The following is an 18243-nucleotide window of genomic DNA, read 5'->3' as shown; positions in this document are numbered from 1 at the left end:
GTGCGCGCGTCAGACCGCGTCGACGCCCGTCTCGCCGGTACGAATCTGGTAGGCCTCCGAGACCGGGACGATGAATATCTTGCCGTCGCCCGGTTCACCCGTGTGGGCGGCGTCGCTGAGCGCCTCCGCGACGTCCTCGGCGTCGATGTCCGCGACGACGATCTCGATTTTCACCTTCTGGTGGAGGTCCACCGTGTACTCCTCGCCGCGCCACTGCTCGGTCATCGCGGGCTGGCTGCCGCGCCCGCTCACGTCCGAGACGGTGAGACTGGGCGCGCCGACCTCCGCCAGCGCCTGCTTCGCTTCCGAGAGCTTGTCCGGCCGGATAACCGCAATCACGAGTTCGATGTCGCTTTCAGTCATCTTCGTTCACCCCACTGCCGTCGGTAGCCATAGCACTGTCCCCGCTGGTGACCGTGACGCCGCCGTCGCCGGCGGTGTCCACGAACTCGGGGTACGCCGTGTACCCGTGTTCGCTGCGGTCGAGCCCGATGTCCTCGTCGTCCTCGTCGGGGCGCAGCCCGACAGCGATATCAGCGATTTTGAACACGATCGCCGTCGTGACGACGGTCCAGACGACGATGACGGTGATGCCGGCCGCCTGCATCGCGAGCTGCGACGCCGAGAAGCCGTCGACAGCGAACACCGGAATCAGCAGCGTGCCGATCGCGCCCGCGCTCCCGTGGACGGGGAAGACGGCCGCGACGTCATCGATCTTGAGCTTGTCCGTGACCCAGCGGTAGACGATGGGCGCCTGCGCGCCGCCGATGATGCCGAGGATGAGGCCGCCGTACCACGTGACGTGGGGAACGGCGCCCGTGACCGCGACGAGGCCGGCGAGCAGGCCGCTGGCTGTGAACAGCGGGTCGGGTTTGCCGTCCGACCAGCCGGTCACGAGCGCGGCGGCGACCGCGCCGCCGCCCATGCCGAGCGTGGTGTTGAGCGCGACGCGGCCGAGCGCGTCACCGTTGAACGCGAGCGCGCCGTCCGTGACGCTGAGAATCGCGGCCTGCGTGCCGACGTTGAAGCCGTACCAGCCGAACGCGAGGATGAACGTCCCGAGCACGGCCAGCGTGATGGAGTGACCGGGAATCGGCTGGCTGTTGCCTTCGGAGTCGTAGCGGCCGCGGCGCGGGCCGACCATGTACGCGCCGACGAGGCCGGCGACGCCGCCGAGCATGTGGACGACCGTCGCGCCGGCGAAGTCCTGGAAGCCGACGCCGATTGCCTGTCCGAGGTAGCCGGCGCTGGACAGCAGGCCGGTGCCGCCCCACGCGAACCCAGCGATGACCGGGTAGATGAACGCCGTGAGGCCGATGGAGTAGAAGATGTACGCCTTGAACTTGATGCGCTCGGCGACCGCCCCGCTGACGATGGTCGCGGCGGTCATCGCGAACACGGCGCTGAACAGGTACGAGCCGATCCACGCGCTCGGGTCGTTGATGTACGAGAACGCCCCGGAGACGCTCACTGCGAGGTCCGGCGTGGTGACCGCACCAGCGAGCCCGTAGACGCCGAGCCCGAGCACGAAGAACACGAGCACGCCCATCCCCCAGTCCATGAGGTTCTTCATCAGGACGTTGGCGACGTTCTTCGCCCGCACCTGCCCCGCCTCCAGCAGCGCGAAGCCGGGCTGCATGAAGAAGATGAGGAAGCAGACCACGAGCGTCCAGACCGTGTTGACGCCGCTGACGACGGACGCCGGGTCCGCCTGCGCGAGGAGCGCTCCCTCAAGCATCGGCGACCCCCTCCGGGCGCCCGCGCGCCGAGACTCCGTTCACCGGACTGTGCAATTCTTGCAGAATACGACCACTAATCGCTGAGATTACTCCACGTTCGGGCATTGAATCCGTCACATCGCTGGACACCACGCTCCCATACAAAAGGCTAACGTATAAACGCCTAATCGAATGGCCTCGTGATAGTAGTATAGTGAGTGTATAAGGACGAACCAACAATATTCTAAACTAATCGGGATTCTTTCCTTCTATTCGTCCAATTCTTCTCGATGAACAGCGCGTACACGCGTCCCACGCGCGAAACGAATATAATTTCGCCGGAGTCGCTGGCAAAAACCGCGTCTACCCAGCGAACGGGCGCGTCGTCTCGGGGGCCGCTAGAAGAGCGTGAGACCGACGCTGTACGCCCAGCCGGTCGTGGCGGACGCCGCGAGGGCGAGCGCGCCGCCGGCGAGGGCGGCGTTCTTCAGGAAGCCGGTCATCTCGTCCTGCTGTTGGTCCTCGGGGACCGCCCAGAAGTCGTGCATCGTGAGCGCGGAGACCACGAGGAACGCCGCGAGCGCGACGGCGCCGACGACGGGGAGGACGCCCGCCGCGACCGAGAGGCCGCCGAGCACGAGCACCGCACCGGAGGCCAGCACCGAGAGCTTCGGCGCCGGCAGGCCCTTGTGTTCGGCGTAGCCGGTCATCCCTTCGAGTTGGTTGAAGTGGTTGAGCCCCATGAACGCGAGGACGCCGCCGAACAGCACGCGCGCGACCAGCAGGAGGACGTCGGCGGCCGCCATCAGGCCGACACCTCCGCTCCGAGGCGGGTGTGGTCGTCGAGCGATGCAGCCGCGTCGGCTGTCGTCTGGACAGTAGCTTTCATCACGTTACTTGGTTCGTCCCGGAACCCACTTGTACGTTTGGCGACAGTCGGGCCACCGGGTGACACGCGTGTCGCTGACTGGTTGGACGGCTGCGAAGACGCGCGCAGAATCGGTTCTCAGCCCGTCTCGCCGACGATACCGTCGAGCCACGACCCGACGACCGCGAACTCGTCGTCGGTGACCTCGTGGCCGACGCCCGCGTAGACGCGCTCGGTGACAGTTCCGCCGAGCGCCTCGAAGACCTCGCGGGTCTCGCGGACGCGCTCGACGGGCACGCTCGGGTCGCTGTCGCCGACGCCGAGGAAGACCCGCGCGCCGTCCAGCGAGCCGTCGTAGGCACCGGGGTCGACGTCCTCGCCGAGCAGACCGCCGCTCAACGCCGCGACGCCGCCGTATCGGCGGGGGTTGCGCGCGGCGTACTCGCTGGCGATGCACGCGCCCTGTGAGAACCCGAACAGCACCACGTCCTCGACGGATACGCCCCACTCGCGCACGTCGCCGAGGGCGCGGTCGACGGCCGCGAGCGCCGAGGAGACGTGCGGTTCGTTGCGCTCGACCGGCGCGAACGACGAGTACGGGTACCACCGGCTGCGCGCGGCGTCGGGGGCGACGAACGTCACGCCGTGGCGGTACAGCGGTTCCGCGAGGTTCACCACGCCCTGCGCGGTCGCGCCGCGCCCGTGCAGCAGGACGACCACGGCGTCCGCCACGGACGCAGGTGCGCCCGCGGTGACCACCGGCTGGTCGGCGTGCGGGTCGCCGTCAGTCATCCAGGTACGGGACCGACAGCGGCGGAAGTTGGCGCTCGATGAGGTCGCGGTCCTCGACGAACTGGTCGGGCAATACGAGCGACTCCCCGAGTTCGGCGGCGTCCTCGTCGACGGCGAGCCCGGGCTTCTCCGTGGCGAGTTCGAAGAGGATGCCGCCGGGTTCGCGGACGTACAGCGAGTGGAAGAAGTACCGGTCGTGCACGCGCGAGACGTCGTAGTCGCGCTCCCGGAGGAACTCGTGCCACTCGTACAGTTCGTCGACGCTGTCGGCGCGCACGGCGACGTGCTGAATCGAGCCCGTGCCCTCGCGTCCGAACTCCGTCGTCGGACGGTCCAGCAGGTCAATGACGGTCGCATATTCGCCGTCTGCCTCGTAGCGAATGCGCGTCTCGTCGCGCGTGCGCTCCTCGCCCGCGAGTTCGAAGCCCAGCGTCTCCAGCAGCGCACCGGTCGTGTACGGGTTCGTCGGGAGCGCGGTGACGCTGTGGACGCCCCGAATCGCGTACGCCTCGGGGACTGGGCCGCCGGTCCACGGTTCCACGGGCGCGTCGCCCTCCACGAGTTCGACGTTCGTGCCGTCCGGATCCGTGAACCGCAGCACGCGGTCGCCGAACCGGCTGTCGGCTCCGACTGCGTCCACCCCGTGGTTGGCGAGCCGGCCGCGCCAGTACGGCAGCGACCCCTCGGGGACGGCGAACGCCACCGCCGCAATCTGGGGTTTGCCGACGCGGCCCGGCGCCTCGTTCGGGTACGGGAAGCACGTCAACACCGTCCCGGGGTCGCCGGTCTCGTTCCCGTAGAAGAGGTGGTAGCGCAGCATGTCGTTCTGGTTGACCGTGCGCTTGACGAGCCGCAGCCCGAGCGTGCCGACGTAGAAGTCGACGTTGCGCTGGGCGGACTCGACGAGGCCGGTGACGTGGTGGATGCCGGGCGTGTCAGTGAGCACGAGTTGGGAGAATCGAAACGGGGGCGTTCAGTAGCCGACGCCGGTGGAGGCGTCGGGCAGGTCCGCGGGCTCGGCGTCGAGGCCGAGCTCTTCGAGCGCCTGCTTCATGTGGCGGTCCTCCGCGAAGTCCGCGCCGTCCTCCTCGCGGAGGCGCTGGGCGGTCGCCAGCACTTCGCCGCGGCGGTCGTCCGGGATGTCGTACTTGTCCGCCGAGAGTTCGATGATGAGGCCGTTGTTGTCCTGCGTGTACAGCGAGAAGAAGATGCCGCGGTCGAAGACGTTGTAGCCGTGGCCAGCCTCTTCCAGGGCTTCCATGACGTCCTCGAAGTCCTCCGCCGCGATGGAGAAGGATAGGTGGTGGACGCTCCCGGTCTGCGTGGGGATGCGGCCGCGGTTCGACGCGCGGTCGTCGCTGACGAAGACGGTGAGGATGCGGCCGTCGCCGGTGTCGAAGAACAGGTGCGTCTGCGAGGGGTCGTCGAGGTTCGGCTGCCGCAGCACGAGGGGCATCCCGAGCAGGTCGCGGTAGAACGCGATGGTGTCGTCGGGGTTGCTCCCCCAGATGGTGATGTGGTCGGTGCCCGTGGTCTGGAACGGGCTGTCGGGCGCTTCCGCGGAGACCGGAATGGATTCGTCTGCCATACGCCCAGTAGGCGCGCCGCCCGGATAAGCGCTCGCGGGTGTCGACGCCACCGGGTGACACGCACGTCATCGGCGGGCGAACGCCACCGCTTTATCCGGGAGCGGCGTACCCCCGAGCGTGCAGATTGTGGGGTACGAGACGACGCCCGGCGAGGGGTCGGCCGCGCTGCGCGTCGCCAGCGAGGGGCGCGTCGAGCGCGTGCCGCTGCTGGCGGGCGAGTCGCTGGCGTACACGCTCGGCGAGCGCCACTGCGCGGGCGCCACCGACGAGGGTGTCCACGAGGCCTGCGGGAACGCGGACGCGCCGTACTGCGACGAGCACACGTCGACGTGGCCGTGCGCGCGCTGCGTCGGTAACTGCGCGATGCCCCTCGACTCGTGCCACGAGGAGCACGCAATCTATCTGGCGGCGTTCGCGCCGGACACGTTCAAGGTGGGGGTGACGCGCTCGTGGCGTCTGGACACGCGGCTGCGCGAGCAGGGCGCGGACCGCGCGGCCCACATCCGGACCGTCGAGGACGGCAAGCGCGCGCGGCAAATCGAGTACGGCATCGCCGAGGAGATTCCCGACCGCGTGCGCGTCCCCACCAAGATTCGGGGGTTCGCGGAGGCCGTCGACGAGGCGGCGTGGGAGTCGCTCGTCGCGGCGTACGACCCCATCGAGCGCTTCGACTTCGACTACGGGCTGGCCTTCGACAGCCGGCCCGTCGCGGAGACGATGCTCACGGGGACGGTACTCGGGACGAAGGGGCGCGTGCTCGCGCTGGAGCGCGGCGGGACGACGTACGCCGTGGACATGCGCGACCTCGTCGGGTACGACGTCACGGAGGGCGCGAGCAGCCGAGACCGCCAGTCGAGCCTCGGCGCGTTCTAACGCCGGCGAGGCGCGCGGTGGAAAGCGGCTTTTTTCAGTGCGGGCGATGAACGCGTTGGTATGGCAGACGACGAATCCCAGAACGACGGAGCCGAGAACGGCGACGACGGGGAGGAGAAGTCCTTCCGAGAGCGCGTCGAGGAGATCCGCCAAGAGCGCGCGCAGGAGCGCGACGAGGGCGAGGACGGCGAGGGCGGCCCCCGCGAGCGCATGGAAGAAGCGATGGGCGGCGGCGGTGGCGGCCCGCCGGGCATGGGCGGCGGCGGTGGCGGCGGCAACCCGTTCGCGCAGATGATGGGCGGCATGATGGGCGGCGGTGGCGGCCCGCCGGGCATGGGCGGCGGCCGCGGCGAGGACTCCGAGGGCGGCACCAGCGAGAAGGTCGAGCGCGAGCTCGAACAGCTCCGCAAGGAACTGGAGCGCACGAACAACAAGCTCGACCGCATCGCGAACGCGCTCGAAGACTAGAGGTCGCGGTACAGCTCTTCTAACTCGTCGATTGCGCGCTCGACGCTAATCTGCTCGCGCCGCGACAGGCAGTTCTGGGCGAGGCGCTCGCGCTCGTCGAGCGTGCGCTCGATGGCCGCGCGGAAGCCGTCGACGTCGCCGCGCTCGTAGTGGTAGCCGGTCTCGCCGTCGTCGATGGTCTCCGCGAGCGCGCCGGCGTTCACGCCCGCGACCGGCGTCCCGCAGGCGTTCGCTTCGAGCGCGACCAGGCCCTCGGTCTCGACGGGGCTGGGGAACGCGAACGCGTCCAGCGCGGCGTAGAACGCCGGGAGCTCCTCGCGGTCGAGGAACCCGAGGAAGCGCGCGTCGACGTCGCGCTCGCGGGCCTCGGCTTCGAGGTCGCCGCGGGCGGGGCCGTCCCCGCCGAAGACGACCGTCGCGTCCAGTCCCTCCGCGGCCGCGAGCAGGTCCGAGAGACACTTCTCGTAGCCGTGGCGGCCCGTGTAGCCGACCAGTAGTTCGTCCTCGGGGAGGTCGTGGCGCGCGCGGAAGTCGGCGGTGTCGACCGGTCGGAACGTCTGCACGTCGACGCCGTTCGGGAGCGGTTCCACCGGCGCGTCGACGCCGAGGTCCCAGACGTGGTCGCGGGTGCGCTCGCTCGGCGTCAACACGAGGTCGGCGTGGTCGAGGAACCACCGCTCCCAGCCCTCGCTGGCGCGCCGAACCACGCCGGTCGCCGCGTCGGGGACGACGTAGTTGGCGTACTCCGCAGTGGGCGTGTGGTAGGACGCGACGAACGGCAGGTCGTGCTTGCGCGCGAACCGCAGGCCGGCGAGCCCGAGGCCGAACGGCGTGTGCGCGTGCACGACGTCCACGTCGAGGTCTGCGACGGCGCTCGGCGTGCGCGGGAGCGCCATCCGGTAGCCCTCGTAGAACGGGAACGGGAGGCTCGGCACCGCGTGTTCCGCCGGCCCGGCGTCGTAGTCCGCGCGCGGGTAGACGACCGGCATCTCGCCGCCCCGCGACCGCCAGCGCTCGTGCCACGTCGAGACCGTGTACGTGACGCCGTTGACCGTCGGCAGGTAGGAGTCGGTGAACGCCGCGACGGTCGGCAACTCGCCGGTCACGCTACCCCTCCGCGTCGCCGGCGACCGCTTCCGGGGGGACGCCGGCCGCGAGGTCGCGGTACGCGGCTTCGAGCTCGTCGCCGACCCGCGCGAGGCTGTGGGACTCGGCGGTCTCCCGGGCGTTCGCGCCGAGGCGCGCCCGGAGGTCGGGGTCGCCGGCGAGGCGTTCGAGCGCCTCGCGGAACTCCTCGAACGTCGAGCACATGAGACAGTCCTCGCCGTCCGTGAAGAACTCCCGGAACACGTCGATGTCCCGGAGGACCACGGGCTTCCCGCAGGCCATCGCCTCCAGCACCGCGATGCCCTGATTCTCGACTTTCGCGGGGAAGAGGTAGACGTCGCCCGCGCCGAACGCGGCGCGCTTGTCTTCCATGTAGCCCGTGAACGTCACGTTCTCGGGCGGATTGTTCACCCACTTCTTCGTGGCTTTGCCGGCCTGCGGCCCCTCGTCGTAGGGGCCGAACCACGCGAAGTCGTAGTCGGTGGCCTTCGCGAGTTCGCAGAACGTCGTGAGGCCCTTGCGCTCGAACACCTCGCCGACGGCGTACACGACCATGCCGTCGAGGTCGAAGCGCTCGCGGGTGTCCTCGCGGAACTGGTCGTACCCTTCGAGGCTCTCGACGTCCACGCCGTTCGAGAGCTGCTTGATGGGGGCGTCCACGGGGTAGGATTCGAGGACGCCTCTCGTGTAGTCGCTGGGGCAGACCACGAGGTCGGCCTGCGAGTAGAACCACCGCAGGTACGGTTCCAGCGCGGGAGCGACCGTCGACGACCCGCGGAAGGACTCCGCGAAGTCCTCCTTCGTGACGTGGGCGTGCAGGACCAGCGGGATGTCGTTCCGTCGGGCGTGCCGCGCGACCGCGACGCTGCCCGGCCCGACGAGGTTGCAGTGCGCGACGTCGTAGTCCTCGAAGTAGCCGTCGCCGGCGAACAGCGCGCCCAGCGACCGCACCGGGTCGCCGGCGCGCCACGGCGACTCCACCACCTCGACGTCCGTCGTCGCGAGGGCTTTGCGCTGCTGGCGCGTCGCCGTCACGATGCCCCCGCGGAGGCGGTCCTCGAACTCGAGGTAGTTCAGCGCCCGCATTACCCGACGCAAACCGACCGCCGCCGATAACCCTACCGGAACTGTCTTCGGGCGGCCACGCCTGCCCGTAGACATGTCCATCGCGGCGGAGCGAATCGAGCGACTGCACGACCTCGCGCGGCGAGCGGCCCGCGAGGGCGACGACGACCGCGCCCGCGAGTACGTCCGGCTGGCGCGCCGGCTCGCGGAACGCAACCGGCTCCAGTTCCCCCGCGAGTTCCGGCGGTTCACCTGCGACGCCTGCGACGCCTACCTGATTCCCGGGCGGAACGCCCGCGTCCGCACGCAGGACGGCCACGTCGTCGTCACCTGCGACTGCGGCCACCAGTCTCGGTACCCCTACGAGTAGCGGCCGCGATGCAACAAGTTTCAAAGCCTCGCGCCCTGAACTGTCTGTAGACCATGAGCGAGGACTTAGCGAAGCAAGCCCACGAGGCCGACGTCACGGTCTGGGTGGGGAAGGCGGGCGTGGACGCGGTCGCGGACGAACTCTCGGACCAGCTCGACGACCGCGACGTCGTGAAGGTGAAGTTCCTGCGGTCGGCGCGCGGCGACGGCTCCACGGAGGAGTTGGCCGACGAACTCGCGGACCTCTCGGGCGGCGACGTCGTGGAGACGCGCGGCAACACGGCGGTGTACCAGTAATGGTGGACCCGCTGCCGTTCGTCGAGGACCTCGTGCCGCAGTACGCGGGCGCGGTCACGCAGTTCCTCTACTTCGTCGCGGCGTTCGTCGCCATCTACCTCGTCGGGAAGGTGGTGGTGCGGCCGCTGTTCGACCGCGTGCTCCGCCGCCGCGACCTCGACGCGCACGCCCGCAGACCCCTCCAGAAGCTCGTGAACTTCGCGGTGCTGTTCGTCGCGGTCTCCGTGGCGTTCGGGTTCGCGGGCTACGGGAACTTCCTGACGAGCCTCGCGACCATCGCCGCCGCGGCGACGCTCGCCATCGGCTTCGCGATGCAGGACGTCATCAAGAACTTCGTCGCGGGCGTGTTCATCTACACCGACGAGCCGTTCCGCATCGACGACTGGATCGAGTGGGACGACAACGCCGGCGTCGTCGAGGACATCAGCCTCCGCGTCACTCGCGTGCGCACGTTCGACAACGAACTGCTGACGGTGCCGAACTCGAATCTCACGGACGACGTCATCAAGAACCCGGTGGCGAAGGAGAAGCTCCGCCAGCAGTTCCTGTTCGGCATCGGCTACGACGACGACATCGACGAGGCCACCGAAATCATCGTCGAAGAGGCCGAGGCCCACGACGGCATCCTCGACGACCCCGGCGTGACGGTGCGACTGACCGAGCTCGGGGACTCCTACGTCGGCCTGAAGTCCCGGTTCTGGATCGACAACCCCTCGCGGTCGGACTTCGTGAAGACCCGCAGCGAGTACGTCCAGTCGGTCAAGGAGCGCTTCGACGAGGCGGGCATCGACATCCCGTACCCGATTCGCACCCTGAACGGCGAGGTCGAGGTATCGGGGTCGCCCGCGACCGACCACCTCGAATAGCCGCCCGCGCTGTCTGCCGCTCTTCTGTGCGACTCCCGTCCCCGAGAACAGTACGGCTGTTGACGTGATAGAGGGGTGACGGCTTCGAAGGGTCGAGCGGCGCCGGCAAGCACGAAATTTTACGGGGCCGGATAGTGTACGGAGCGTATGATTCTCTGCGTGGACCCCGAGACGCCAGCCCGCGAGCGCACGGCGGCCGCGCTCGCGGACGCCGGCTTCGACGTCGTCGAGGCCGGGTCGCTGGCCGGGGCGGACGACGCGCTCGGCGAGCACGTCGTCGAGTGCGTGGTCACCGAGTACGGGCTCCCCGACGGCACCGGCCTCGAACTCGCGGAGACGGTGCGCGAGCGCTACCCCGACGCGGCGTGCGTGCTGTTCACGGCGACGCCGCTGGACGGCGTCGACACCGGCGCGTTCGGCTCCGTCGTCGCCGAGTACGTGCAGAAGGACGGCAACCACGGCGAACTCGTCTCGGTGGTCGAGCACGCGCTCGCGTTCCGCAGTCAGACCGCGTACCCGCTCCCCGAGGACGAGGGCGCGCGGGTCGCCGCGCTCGAACAGTACGCCGCCGACCCCGCGGAACTGGGGTCGTCGCTGGACCGGCTGACCGAACTCGCGACCGCGCTGTTCGGCGTGGACGCGGCCGCAGTCGGCATCATCGACGCGCACAGCGAGGAGTTCCTGTCGTGTCACGGCGTCAGCTTCGACCCGATGGACCGCGAGGACACCGTCTGCACGTACGCGATCCTGGACGACGGCGTGACCGTCGTCGAGGACGTGCAGGACGACCCGCGCTTCGCGGACAACGAGGGGCTGGCGGCCGCGAACATCCGGTTCTACGCGAGCGCGCCGCTCGTGACGCCCGAGGGACGAGCAATCGGCACGTTCTGTATCTACGACGACGAGCCGCGGGGCTTCGACGACCGCGACCGCGAGCTCCTGTCGCTGCTCGGCGACGAGGCGATGGAGCAGCTGTCGCTGCGCCGCCGCATCCGCGACGCGGGGGGTGAGGCGGATGACTGAGAACTACGAGTTCACGGGGTTGCCGCTGGCGTCGCTCCGGCCGGGGACGACCGTGCTCGTCGCCGGGCCGTCCCACGCCGGCACGCGCTACCTCGCGTTCCGGATGCTCTCCGGGCCGCCCGAGGAGGGCGCGATTCTCGTCAGCACGAACCAGCGCGCCGGCCGCATCGCCGACGACTGGGCGCGCAGCGGGTTCGAACTCGACGAGGACCGCGCCGCCATCCTCGACTGCGTGGGCGACGACGACCAGAACGTCCCCGCGCAGGTGCTGTCGGTGTCGGGGCCGTCGGATTTAACGGGTATCGGGATGCGCTACTCGGACGTCTACCGGACGTTCCGGGAGTCCGGCGTCGAGCGCGTGCGCACCGGCCTGTTCTCGGTGTCCACGCTGCTGTCGTTCGGCGACCTCAAGACCGTCTCGCGGTTCGTGCACACGCTCGTCGGTCGCATCGACGCCGTCGACGGCGTCGGCGTGTTCTGCATCGACCCCGGAATGCACGACGAGCAAACCGTGAGCACGATTACGCAGTTCTGCTCGGCGCGCATCGACGTCCGCGAGACCGAGAGCGGCCAACAGCTGCGCGCCCGCGGCGTCCCCGACCAGCCCCGCGAGTGGGTGGACTTCGACGTGACGGAGTAAGAGACGAGAGCCGCGCGGTGTTTTAGCGTAGATTTTGCAGTCGCGAGCCGTCGGCTCGCGGCTGTAAAAGGTGCGTATGAATGACGGACGGGCCGAGGTGGCCCGGCGTTCCTGTCCGGGTAGTCCCGGTCGCCTTCTCCACCCCGCGACCCTCCGAGCGACGAGCGTTCGGTGCTCCGCTGCTCACTTCCGTGCCTGACGGAGTGGCACCGTCGAACCGCGACGACGACACCCCTGCAGGTGCGCGCCGCGGACCGCCGTCCCCGAAGGACGAGGCTTCCACGTTGGCTTCCGGGGCCCGAACGGGTCTACCGGACGCCCCCGGATTTCGGCCCCCGCTGATGGCTGTCTCGCGGGAAGGGGCGGGGCCAAACCGCCCGGCCTAGTCCATTTTCACGTAGATGACTCCCTCTTAAGGGCCTTTCGGGACGCGTCGTTTGTCGCACGGTACCGCGTAGCGCGTTAACACTTTAGAGCGGGCGGCGGAATCGCCGGACGTGTCCGCCCTACGTGACCACTACGAGGCCGTGCGCGAGGAGTTCGACTACGACCGCCCGGACGTCGGCGTCGGGTCGCTGTCGGCGTCGCTGGCGGACCGCGCGTTCGTCGCGACGACCGACGCGGACGCGCTCCGGCAGGCGGGTGACCGAGACACGCTGTTCGTCGCGAGCGCGGGCCTCACCGGGCCGCCGCACGTCGGCACGCTCGCGCAGATGTACGCCGTCGAGCGCTTCCACGAGGCGGGCTTCGACGCGCAGTTCCTACTGGCGGACTACGAGAAGTACGCCAGCGACGGCCGCGACCTCGACGCGGTCCGCGAACTCGCAGACGACTACCGGACGTTCCTCGACCGAATCGGGTACGGCGGCGAGGTGCGCACGCAGTACGACGACCGCGACGTGCTGCAGACGGCGTTCCGGCTGGCGCCGCACGTCGAGTTCGAGGACGGCCCGACGTTCGACGTGGAGCCGACCGAGTGGGTGCGGCGGGTGCGCGCGGCCTACGACGACGACCAGCAGCCGCCCGCGGACGCGACCGGCAGCACCGACTTCGGGAGCCGGGCGGCGGAACTGCTCTGTCTCGCCGACTTCCCCCATCCGACGGTCGCCGGGGGCTACGACCAGACGGTGTTCGTGCTCGGCGTCGACGAGCACGCGCTCGCGAACGACTACTACGCGGCGAAGACGCCGTTCGAGCCCGCCTTCGAGGGGCTGTTCACGCGCATGGTTCCGGGGCTGGACGGCTACCCGAAGATGGCGAAGACGATTCCGGGGTCGGGCATCACGATGGAGATGGCCCCGGAGCGGGTGCGGCGGCTCGTCCGCGAGGCCGACGACGGCGCGACGCCCGCCGAGTCCACCGCCTACCAGATGCTGTGCCTGGTCTCCGAACACGACGGCAAGCGCCTCGACGAGCTGGCGGACGCCTGCCGCGCGGGCGGCGAGGAGTGGGACGCGGCCGTCGGCGCGTACGCGGACTTCCTCGCAGACCTCGCGGCGGCGTGGCCGGCGTAGCGGGCGGCCGCCGGCGCTGCGACCGAGGGAAACGGTCATCCCGGACGAACGCCTACTCGCGTCCATGGGATTCGGTTCGACCGCGAAGAAGCTCCAGAAAGTCACGGAGATGGCGGACAAGCTCTACGAGCGCTTCGAGCGGCTCCGCGAGCAGGTCAACGACCTCACGGGGACCGTCGAGGAGACCAACGACCGCGTCGCAGCCCTCGAAACAGAGCTCGCCGAGCAGCGCGCGCTCGTGGAAGCGCTCGCCGAGAAGGAGGGCGTGGACGTCGAGGCCGTCGTCGGTGAGGCCGACGCCGAGGCCGCGACCGCCGGTGTGACAGACGGCGGCAGCGACGGTGCGGATGGCAACGACTAAAGAACGCCGGCAAGAATTTCCGGCGAGATGACCACCCACCGGAGGCCGCTGGACTCGGTGCTGGAGACGATTGGCGAGACGCCGCTCGTGCGCGTCGCCGCGTCGCCGGACGACGTCCCGGTGTACGCGAAACTGGAGTCGTTCAACCCCGGAGCGAGCGTGAAAGACCGCATCGGGAAGTACATGCTCGAACAGATGCTCGAGTCGGGCGAACTCCCCGAGAGCGGCACCATCGTGGAGCCGACCGCCGGCAACACCGGCATCGGGTTCGCGGTCGCCGCCGGCCAGCTCGGCGTCGACGCGGTGTTCGTCGTGCCCGAGCGCTTCAGCGTCGAGAAACAGCAGCTGATGCGCGCGCTCGGCGCGGACGTCATCAACACGCCCACCGAGGACGGGATGGGCGGCGCCATCGACCGCGCCCACGAACTCGCCGACGAGCTCGACGACGCCGTCGTCCCCCAGCAGTTCTCGAACCCCCTGAACCCACAAGCCCACTACGAGACCACCGGCCCCGAAATCGGCGACGCGCTCGACGGCGAGGTCGGCGCGTTCGTCGCGGGCTGTGGCACCGCGGGCACGCTGATGGGCACGGGCCGGTACCTCCGCGAGCAGGTGCCGGCGTTGCACGTCACGGCCGTCGAACCGAAGGGGTCGCTGTACGCGACCACGAAGGGCCGGGACGTCGAACAGGGCGAGTACAAGACCGAGGGCATCGGCACCCACGACCCCGCGACGAACGAGCTGTTCGACCCCGAGTTCGTGGACGACGTCGTCCAGATTCCCGACGAGGACACCCACGCCGAGATGCAGCGCCTCGCCCGCGAGGAGGGCCAGCTGGTCGCGTCCAGTTCCGCCGCGAACTGCCTGGCAGCGCTGGACGTCGCCGAGCGCGCGGCGGCCGGCGACCTCGACCTCCCCCACGACTGCGTGGTCACCGTCTTCCCGGACTCCAGCGAGCGCTACCTCTCGAAGGGCGTCTACGGAAGCTACGAGGAGTGGGAGGGCTGACGGCGCGGCCGCGTTCGCAGCGCGCGCGACCCGGCGAAACCCACAACGGCACCCGCCGAGAACCGACGCGGTAGAATGGACATCTCGACTCTTCCGCAGGCCGCCGACGCCGACGCCGACGGCTTCCGCAAGGAGAACAACCGCCTCCTCGGCATCCCCGTGGACGGCAGCGTGATGATTCGCGCCGGCTCGATGGTCAGCTACACCGGCGAGTTGACGTTCACCGGAAAGGCGAGCGCCGAGGGCGGGCTCACCGGCTTCGTCAAGGAGGCGGTGACCAGCGAGGGGACGCCGGTGATGGTCGCGGAAGGCACCGGCTACCTCTACGTCGCCGACCGCAGCAAGAAAGTCCAGATTCTGGACCTCGACGACGGCGAGTCCGTCTCGGTCAACGGCAACGACGTGCTCGCGTTCGACTCCGGCGTCGACTACGAGATCAGCACTATCGGCAGCCTCTCCGGCGTTGCCGCGGGCGGTCTGACGAACGTCTACCTCACCGGCCCCGGCGAGGTCGCCGTCACGACCCACGGCGACCCGCTGGTCGTCGAACCGCCCGTGAAGACCGACCCCGACGCGACCGTGGCGTGGAGCGACGGGCTCTCGCCGTCGTTCTCCGTGAACAAGGCGTTCGAAATCGGGCAGACCTCGGGGGAGTCCGTCCAGATGGAGTTCACCGGCGACGACGGGTTCGTCGTCATCCAGCCCCACGAGGAAGGCGGCCAGATGCAGTAATCAGGCCTTCAAGCGGCCGTGCTCGACCTTGATGCACTTGTCTTGGACGACGCGTAGTCCCGCGTCTTCGGCGCGCCGGGCGGCGTCGTCGTCCTCGATGCCGAGTTGCGTCCACACGACCTGCACGTCGTCGCGCGCGACGCCCTCGTCGACGATGCCCGCGACCTCCTCGCTGGGCCGGAACACGTCCACCACGTCCACCTGCTCGTCGACGTCGGCCAGCGAGTCGTAGGCCTCGCGGCCGAAGATTTCGTCGGCGTACGGGTTCACGGGAATCACGTCGTAGCCGTGGTCCAGCAGGTACTGCGGCACGTCGTGGGCGGCCTTCCCCGCCGTCGAGGAACACCCGACGACGGCGACGTGGTCGTACTCCAGAATCTCGGCGAGTTCCGCGTCGGATTCGACGGGCATACGCTCACTTCGCGCGCCGCGGCGAAAAAGCTACAGGTCGCGCCAGTCGGTGCCGTCCTCGATGCCGACGAGCCGCGCCTCGAAGCCGCCGTCCTCGCGCTCGCGGAGCGTGATAATGCCGTCGAACAGCTGCTTGAGCGTGCTCACCGTCTGCTCGTCGTGGGCGCTGGAGTCGACGACGAACACGCCGAGGGCGTCCGCGCTCTGCACGCGCCCCGTGAACACGTGCAGGAACCGGAACACCGTCTGGAGGTCCGAGTACATCAACAGCGTCGACAGCGAGTGCAGGAGGATGCGGTTGCGGGTGACGCCGCGCTGCTGGTAGAGCGCGCGCAGCAGCTCGGAGAGCTCGATACCGATGCCGGTGAGGTCCACCGGCGAGGACGCGTAGCGCACGAGTTCGGACTCGGTCGCGGTCCCCATCCCCTGCTGTTTGGTGACGCAGTCGACGACGCCCAGCAGCGGCTCGGTGTCGCCGACGTGCTCGGCGAAGTCCTCGATGACGCGCTCGGCGCTGTCCTTCGTCGACACGACGATAGACCCCTCGCCGTCGCGGGCACCGGTCGCGAGAACCTCGAACCCGAGGTCGCGCTTGCCGCTCATCGGTGGCCCCTCCACGAGGACGTTCGTTCCCGACTCGACGTCCACGTCCGAGAAGGCCGCGCCAAGCTCGTACATTATGCTCCCCCTCGCGTCCCTACTGCGACCGGGGAGTTGCACGGCGACGAGTGGTACTCCCCCGTTCTCATCTGCCCGAAAGATATGCTGATTCGCTTAAATTCCTTTTGATTGGCCGGCTCACGGGGCGGCCAGCCGACCCGCGACGAACGCCACAGCGGCGACGAACGTCCCGGCCTTCAGGAGTTGCTGGCCCGCCTCCGGGTCGTCGAAGCTCCGGTACGCCGCCGCCAGCATCACCGCGTCCGCCGGCACCACGACGACCAGATACCAGACGCCGAACGTCCCCGCGAGGTACGGCACCGGACTCGCCAGCACCGCCACGACCAGCAGGACTGTCCCGAGGACGAGCGCGCGCCGCTCCCCGACGACGATGGGGAGCGTCTGCAGTCCCTCCTCGCGGTCCCCGGCCACGTCCTCGACGTCTTTGATGACCTCGCGCGTGAACGTCGACAGCGCCGCCAGCACCGCGAGCACGCCGCCCGCCAGCGGGTCGCCCACCGCCGCCGCGCCGAACAGGAACGTGCTCCCCACGAGGTACGCCACCAGCGCGTTCCCCGCGCCCGGCAGCCCCTTGAAATACTCCGTGTACGTCACCAGCCCGAGAAGGTTCACCGCCGCGATGCCCAGCGCCAGCGGCGGCAACAACAGCGCGAGCGCCACCGCACCGGCGAACAGCGCGAGGCTGAACGCCAGCGCGCCGCGCGCCGACACCGCCCCCCGCGGAATCGCGCGCTCCGGGTTGTTGATGCGGTCGATTTCCCGGTCGAAGTAGTCGTTTATCGCCATCCCCGCCGCCGTCGCGAACCACGTCGCCCCCACCGCGGCCGCCGTCGCCACCGGCTCCGCGAACGCCCCGCCGGCGACGAACGCCCCGATGAACGTCAACGCGCCCGCCGCGACCGTGTTCACCGGCCGCGTGAGCTCCACCAGCCCTCGAACTGTCCCCGCCACGCTCATGCCCACGCCTACGCGGACCACCCCGAATAAAGGAGGCGATACGACCGAACCCGGCCCACCCCGAATCACGGGGTTTAAAACCGACCTCCGTCTACGTTGGCGTGCCGGGCGCTTAGCTCAGCTTGGACAGAGCACTTGGCTTCGGACCAAGACGCCGCGGGTTCAAATCCTGCAGCGCCCATGTTTCTGACGACGAGCAGAGCGAGGAGTCGAAACTGGGGCGAATGATTTGAACCACGAGAGACGCAGTACCGAGTGGAGCGAGGTGACCGTCTCTCGGAGGTTCACAATCCGGCTTACCACCCCTCCAATTCATAACGACACTTGTCATATCAGACGTAGCTGTCCCCGTAACTCAAAGAATCGCGAAAAGCGGAGAAGCGTGTTCTTCTATACTATGGGCTATCTTCAAGCGCCACTTCTTCTTGGGTGACCACGGTCTTGGAGCCACCGCTGCTGATAGCAGTGACGGTAACTTGGACGGTCCGGGTGGTCTCAGACCCAGAAGTGCCTAGAGTGAGTGTATTACCAGAGGTCGAATTGTAGGTCTCTCCTTGGGAGGAGTCAAGTTCTATCGTCGCAGTTCCACCCACTTCATTCAGCGTGACTGCATCACTACCTGCTGCGGTGACGTTGAGTTCTTCAGCGTTCCCCTCACTAATCCAAGTGACCCCCGCCGTGCCGTCGTCGTTCTCACTAATATCCGCGCCTGCCTGTACGTTTTCGCTGACGGAGTCGCCGAAGCCGAGGACGAAGCTGGCGATGACGGCGGCCAGAATGACTGTAATCGCGACCATCAGGATGACGCCGATGACCGGCGACACACCGCGTTCGTCGAAATCCGGGATTTCGAAGCTGACTTTCATAGTTTTCGTTACACGCGTGACACAGTTGGTCAGCGCTT

23 protein-coding genes, 1 tRNA gene and 1 other RNA gene are annotated in these 18243 nt (G+C 68.9%); 12 read left to right on the top strand and 13 right to left on the bottom strand.

Going from position 1 to position 18243, the window contains the following annotated elements; genetic code table 11:
* Positions 1–9 precede the first annotated feature (9 nt).
* The 6 genes from ABSL23_RS08525 to ABSL23_RS08500 form a co-directional block, all read right to left on the bottom strand.
* Positions 10–363, bottom strand: a complete 354-nt coding sequence (locus ABSL23_RS08525) for a P-II family nitrogen regulator (RefSeq protein ID WP_082687156.1) — start codon at positions 361–363, stop codon at positions 10–12.
* Positions 356–1738 carry an ammonium transporter gene (locus ABSL23_RS08520; protein ID WP_353633407.1) on the bottom strand — a complete coding sequence of 461 codons (1383 nt, stop codon included), beginning with the start codon at positions 1736–1738 and terminating at the stop codon, positions 356–358. The genes ABSL23_RS08525 and ABSL23_RS08520 overlap by 8 nt, the downstream gene beginning before the upstream one ends.
* Before the next feature lie 378 nt (positions 1739–2116).
* Positions 2117–2524 carry a DoxX family protein gene (locus tag ABSL23_RS08515; protein ID WP_353633406.1) on the bottom strand — a complete coding sequence of 136 codons (408 nt, stop codon included), beginning with the start codon at positions 2522–2524 and terminating at the stop codon, positions 2117–2119.
* A 200-nt stretch (positions 2525–2724) separates the two neighbouring features.
* Complete coding sequence (locus tag ABSL23_RS08510; RefSeq protein ID WP_353633405.1) at positions 2725–3378, bottom strand: alpha/beta fold hydrolase; 654 nt, start codon at positions 3376–3378, stop codon at positions 2725–2727.
* The gene (locus tag ABSL23_RS08505) at positions 3371–4324 is read right to left on the bottom strand and encodes a VOC family protein (RefSeq protein ID WP_353633404.1); all 954 of its coding nucleotides are present in this window, start codon (positions 4322–4324) and stop codon (positions 3371–3373) included. The genes ABSL23_RS08510 and ABSL23_RS08505 overlap by 8 nt, the downstream gene beginning before the upstream one ends.
* 27 nt (positions 4325–4351) lie before the next feature.
* Positions 4352–4966, bottom strand: a complete 615-nt coding sequence (locus ABSL23_RS08500) for a VOC family protein (protein WP_353633403.1) — start codon at positions 4964–4966, stop codon at positions 4352–4354.
* A 118-nt stretch (positions 4967–5084) separates the two neighbouring features.
* Here ABSL23_RS08500 and ABSL23_RS08495 point away from each other — a divergent pair, with 118 nt between their 5' ends.
* Together ABSL23_RS08495 and ABSL23_RS08490 are read left to right on the top strand one after the other, a co-directional pair.
* Positions 5085–5840, top strand: coding sequence for a DUF2797 domain-containing protein (locus ABSL23_RS08495; protein WP_353633402.1), 756 nt, complete (start codon positions 5085–5087; stop codon positions 5838–5840).
* Between the two features lie 60 nt (positions 5841–5900).
* Complete coding sequence (locus ABSL23_RS08490; RefSeq protein ID WP_353633401.1) at positions 5901–6308, top strand: hypothetical protein; 408 nt, start codon at positions 5901–5903, stop codon at positions 6306–6308.
* Here the strand turns inward: ABSL23_RS08490 and ABSL23_RS08485 are convergent.
* Together ABSL23_RS08485 and ABSL23_RS08480 are read right to left on the bottom strand one after the other, a co-directional pair.
* Positions 6305–7414: a glycosyltransferase gene (locus ABSL23_RS08485; protein ID WP_353633400.1), complete on the bottom strand. Its 1110-nt coding sequence runs from the start codon at positions 7412–7414 to the stop codon at positions 6305–6307. The two genes, ABSL23_RS08490 and ABSL23_RS08485, sit on opposite strands and share 4 nt — an antisense overlap.
* Before the next feature lies 1 nt (position 7415).
* Complete coding sequence (locus ABSL23_RS08480) at positions 7416–8501, bottom strand: glycosyltransferase (protein WP_353633399.1); 1086 nt, start codon at positions 8499–8501, stop codon at positions 7416–7418.
* A gap of 73 nt (positions 8502–8574) precedes the next feature.
* Between ABSL23_RS08480 and ABSL23_RS08475 the strand changes: the two genes are divergently transcribed.
* The 5 genes from ABSL23_RS08475 to ABSL23_RS08455 all read left to right on the top strand — a co-directional run bounded on the left by ABSL23_RS08475 (position 8575) and on the right by ABSL23_RS08455 (position 11675).
* The gene (locus ABSL23_RS08475; protein WP_353633398.1) at positions 8575–8850 is read left to right on the top strand and encodes a ribonuclease P protein component 4; all 276 of its coding nucleotides are present in this window, start codon (positions 8575–8577) and stop codon (positions 8848–8850) included.
* Positions 8851–8903: 53 nt separating this feature from the next.
* On the top strand, positions 8904–9146 hold the full coding sequence (locus tag ABSL23_RS08470; RefSeq protein ID WP_353633397.1) for a YhbY family RNA-binding protein: 243 nt from the start codon (positions 8904–8906) through the stop codon (positions 9144–9146).
* Positions 9146–10012, top strand: coding sequence for a mechanosensitive ion channel family protein (locus tag ABSL23_RS08465; protein ID WP_353633396.1), 867 nt, complete (start codon positions 9146–9148; stop codon positions 10010–10012). Before ABSL23_RS08470 ends, ABSL23_RS08465 begins: the two co-directional genes overlap by 1 nt.
* Positions 10013–10159: 147 nt before the next feature.
* Positions 10160–11035, top strand: a complete 876-nt coding sequence (locus ABSL23_RS08460) for a GAF domain-containing protein (protein ID WP_353633395.1) — start codon at positions 10160–10162, stop codon at positions 11033–11035.
* Positions 11028–11675: a hypothetical protein gene (locus ABSL23_RS08455; RefSeq protein ID WP_353633394.1), complete on the top strand. Its 648-nt coding sequence runs from the start codon at positions 11028–11030 to the stop codon at positions 11673–11675. Before ABSL23_RS08460 ends, ABSL23_RS08455 begins: the two co-directional genes overlap by 8 nt.
* An 81-nt stretch (positions 11676–11756) precedes the next feature.
* Here ABSL23_RS08455 and ffs read toward each other — a convergent pair.
* Positions 11757–12068, bottom strand: an RNA gene (gene ffs, locus ABSL23_RS08450) — signal recognition particle sRNA.
* A 104-nt stretch (positions 12069–12172) separates the two neighbouring features.
* Between ffs and ABSL23_RS08445 the strand changes: the two genes are divergently transcribed.
* From ABSL23_RS08445 to ABSL23_RS08430, 4 genes are all read left to right on the top strand, one after another.
* Positions 12173–13189, top strand: a complete 1017-nt coding sequence (locus tag ABSL23_RS08445; RefSeq protein ID WP_353633393.1) for a hypothetical protein — start codon at positions 12173–12175, stop codon at positions 13187–13189.
* Between the two features lie 64 nt (positions 13190–13253).
* Positions 13254–13550: a DUF5798 family protein gene (locus tag ABSL23_RS08440; RefSeq protein ID WP_353633392.1), complete on the top strand. Its 297-nt coding sequence runs from the start codon at positions 13254–13256 to the stop codon at positions 13548–13550.
* Between the two features lie 27 nt (positions 13551–13577).
* Positions 13578–14558, top strand: coding sequence for a PLP-dependent cysteine synthase family protein (locus tag ABSL23_RS08435; RefSeq protein ID WP_353633391.1), 981 nt, complete (start codon positions 13578–13580; stop codon positions 14556–14558).
* A 75-nt stretch (positions 14559–14633) separates the two neighbouring features.
* Positions 14634–15290: an AIM24 family protein gene (locus ABSL23_RS08430; protein WP_353633390.1), complete on the top strand. Its 657-nt coding sequence runs from the start codon at positions 14634–14636 to the stop codon at positions 15288–15290.
* On the opposite strand, the gene ABSL23_RS08425 is transcribed toward ABSL23_RS08430, so the two are convergent.
* The 3 genes from ABSL23_RS08425 to ABSL23_RS08415 all read right to left on the bottom strand — a co-directional run bounded on the left by ABSL23_RS08425 (position 15291) and on the right by ABSL23_RS08415 (position 17339).
* Positions 15291–15701, bottom strand: a complete 411-nt coding sequence (locus ABSL23_RS08425) for a CoA-binding protein (RefSeq protein WP_353633389.1) — start codon at positions 15699–15701, stop codon at positions 15291–15293.
* A 30-nt stretch (positions 15702–15731) separates the two neighbouring features.
* On the bottom strand, positions 15732–16379 hold the full coding sequence (locus ABSL23_RS08420; RefSeq protein WP_353633388.1) for an ATPase domain-containing protein: 648 nt from the start codon (positions 16377–16379) through the stop codon (positions 15732–15734).
* Between the two features lie 120 nt (positions 16380–16499).
* The gene (locus ABSL23_RS08415) at positions 16500–17339 is read right to left on the bottom strand and encodes a geranylgeranylglycerol-phosphate geranylgeranyltransferase (RefSeq protein ID WP_353633387.1); all 840 of its coding nucleotides are present in this window, start codon (positions 17337–17339) and stop codon (positions 16500–16502) included.
* A gap of 106 nt (positions 17340–17445) precedes the next feature.
* Between ABSL23_RS08415 and ABSL23_RS08410 the strand changes: the two genes are divergently transcribed.
* Positions 17446–17520: transfer RNA gene (locus ABSL23_RS08410), tRNA-Arg, on the top strand.
* A gap of 214 nt (positions 17521–17734) precedes the next feature.
* Here the strand turns inward: ABSL23_RS08410 and ABSL23_RS08405 are convergent.
* The gene (locus tag ABSL23_RS08405) at positions 17735–18205 is read right to left on the bottom strand and encodes a type IV pilin (protein WP_353633386.1); all 471 of its coding nucleotides are present in this window, start codon (positions 18203–18205) and stop codon (positions 17735–17737) included.
* Positions 18206–18243 lie beyond the last annotated feature (38 nt).

It is taken from the genome of Halobacterium sp. NMX12-1 (assembly GCF_040435975.1).
GTDB classification, from domain to species: Archaea; Halobacteriota; Halobacteria; order Halobacteriales; family Halobacteriaceae; genus Halobacterium; species Halobacterium hubeiense.
The sequence above is the reverse complement of the archived record's forward strand: the minus strand, read 5'-3'. Positions and strand labels throughout refer to the sequence as shown.

Bases quoted from the DNA above. Each gene is read 5' to 3' on its own strand.
- ABSL23_RS08430 (WP_353633390.1), top strand. From the start codon at position 14,634: ATGGACATCTCGACTCTTCCGCAGGCCGCCGACGCCGACGCCGACGGC.
- ABSL23_RS08405 (WP_353633386.1), bottom strand. From the start codon at position 18,205: ATGAAAGTCAGCTTCGAAATCCCGGATTTCGACGAACGCGGTGTGTCG.
- ABSL23_RS08470 (WP_353633397.1), top strand. From the start codon at position 8,904: ATGAGCGAGGACTTAGCGAAGCAAGCCCACGAGGCCGACGTCACGGTC.
- ABSL23_RS08515 (WP_353633406.1), bottom strand. From the start codon at position 2,524: ATGGCGGCCGCCGACGTCCTCCTGCTGGTCGCGCGCGTGCTGTTCGGC.
- ABSL23_RS08455 (WP_353633394.1), top strand. From the start codon at position 11,028: ATGACTGAGAACTACGAGTTCACGGGGTTGCCGCTGGCGTCGCTCCGG.
- ABSL23_RS08510 (WP_353633405.1), bottom strand. From the start codon at position 3,378: ATGACTGACGGCGACCCGCACGCCGACCAGCCGGTGGTCACCGCGGGC.
- ABSL23_RS08475 (WP_353633398.1), top strand. From the start codon at position 8,575: ATGTCCATCGCGGCGGAGCGAATCGAGCGACTGCACGACCTCGCGCGG.
- ABSL23_RS08420 (WP_353633388.1), bottom strand. From the start codon at position 16,379: ATGTACGAGCTTGGCGCGGCCTTCTCGGACGTGGACGTCGAGTCGGGA.
- ABSL23_RS08435 (WP_353633391.1), top strand. From the start codon at position 13,578: ATGACCACCCACCGGAGGCCGCTGGACTCGGTGCTGGAGACGATTGGC.
- ABSL23_RS08425 (WP_353633389.1), bottom strand. From the start codon at position 15,701: ATGCCCGTCGAATCCGACGCGGAACTCGCCGAGATTCTGGAGTACGAC.
- ABSL23_RS08415 (WP_353633387.1), bottom strand. From the start codon at position 17,339: ATGAGCGTGGCGGGGACAGTTCGAGGGCTGGTGGAGCTCACGCGGCCG.
- ABSL23_RS08460 (WP_353633395.1), top strand. From the start codon at position 10,160: ATGATTCTCTGCGTGGACCCCGAGACGCCAGCCCGCGAGCGCACGGCG.
- ABSL23_RS08525 (WP_082687156.1), bottom strand. From the start codon at position 363: ATGACTGAAAGCGACATCGAACTCGTGATTGCGGTTATCCGGCCGGAC.
- ABSL23_RS08465 (WP_353633396.1), top strand. From the start codon at position 9,146: ATGGTGGACCCGCTGCCGTTCGTCGAGGACCTCGTGCCGCAGTACGCG.
- ABSL23_RS08520 (WP_353633407.1), bottom strand. From the start codon at position 1,738: ATGCTTGAGGGAGCGCTCCTCGCGCAGGCGGACCCGGCGTCCGTCGTC.
- ABSL23_RS08480 (WP_353633399.1), bottom strand. From the start codon at position 8,501: ATGCGGGCGCTGAACTACCTCGAGTTCGAGGACCGCCTCCGCGGGGGC.
- ABSL23_RS08440 (WP_353633392.1), top strand. From the start codon at position 13,254: ATGGGATTCGGTTCGACCGCGAAGAAGCTCCAGAAAGTCACGGAGATG.
- ABSL23_RS08490 (WP_353633401.1), top strand. From the start codon at position 5,901: ATGGCAGACGACGAATCCCAGAACGACGGAGCCGAGAACGGCGACGAC.
- ABSL23_RS08500 (WP_353633403.1), bottom strand. From the start codon at position 4,966: ATGGCAGACGAATCCATTCCGGTCTCCGCGGAAGCGCCCGACAGCCCG.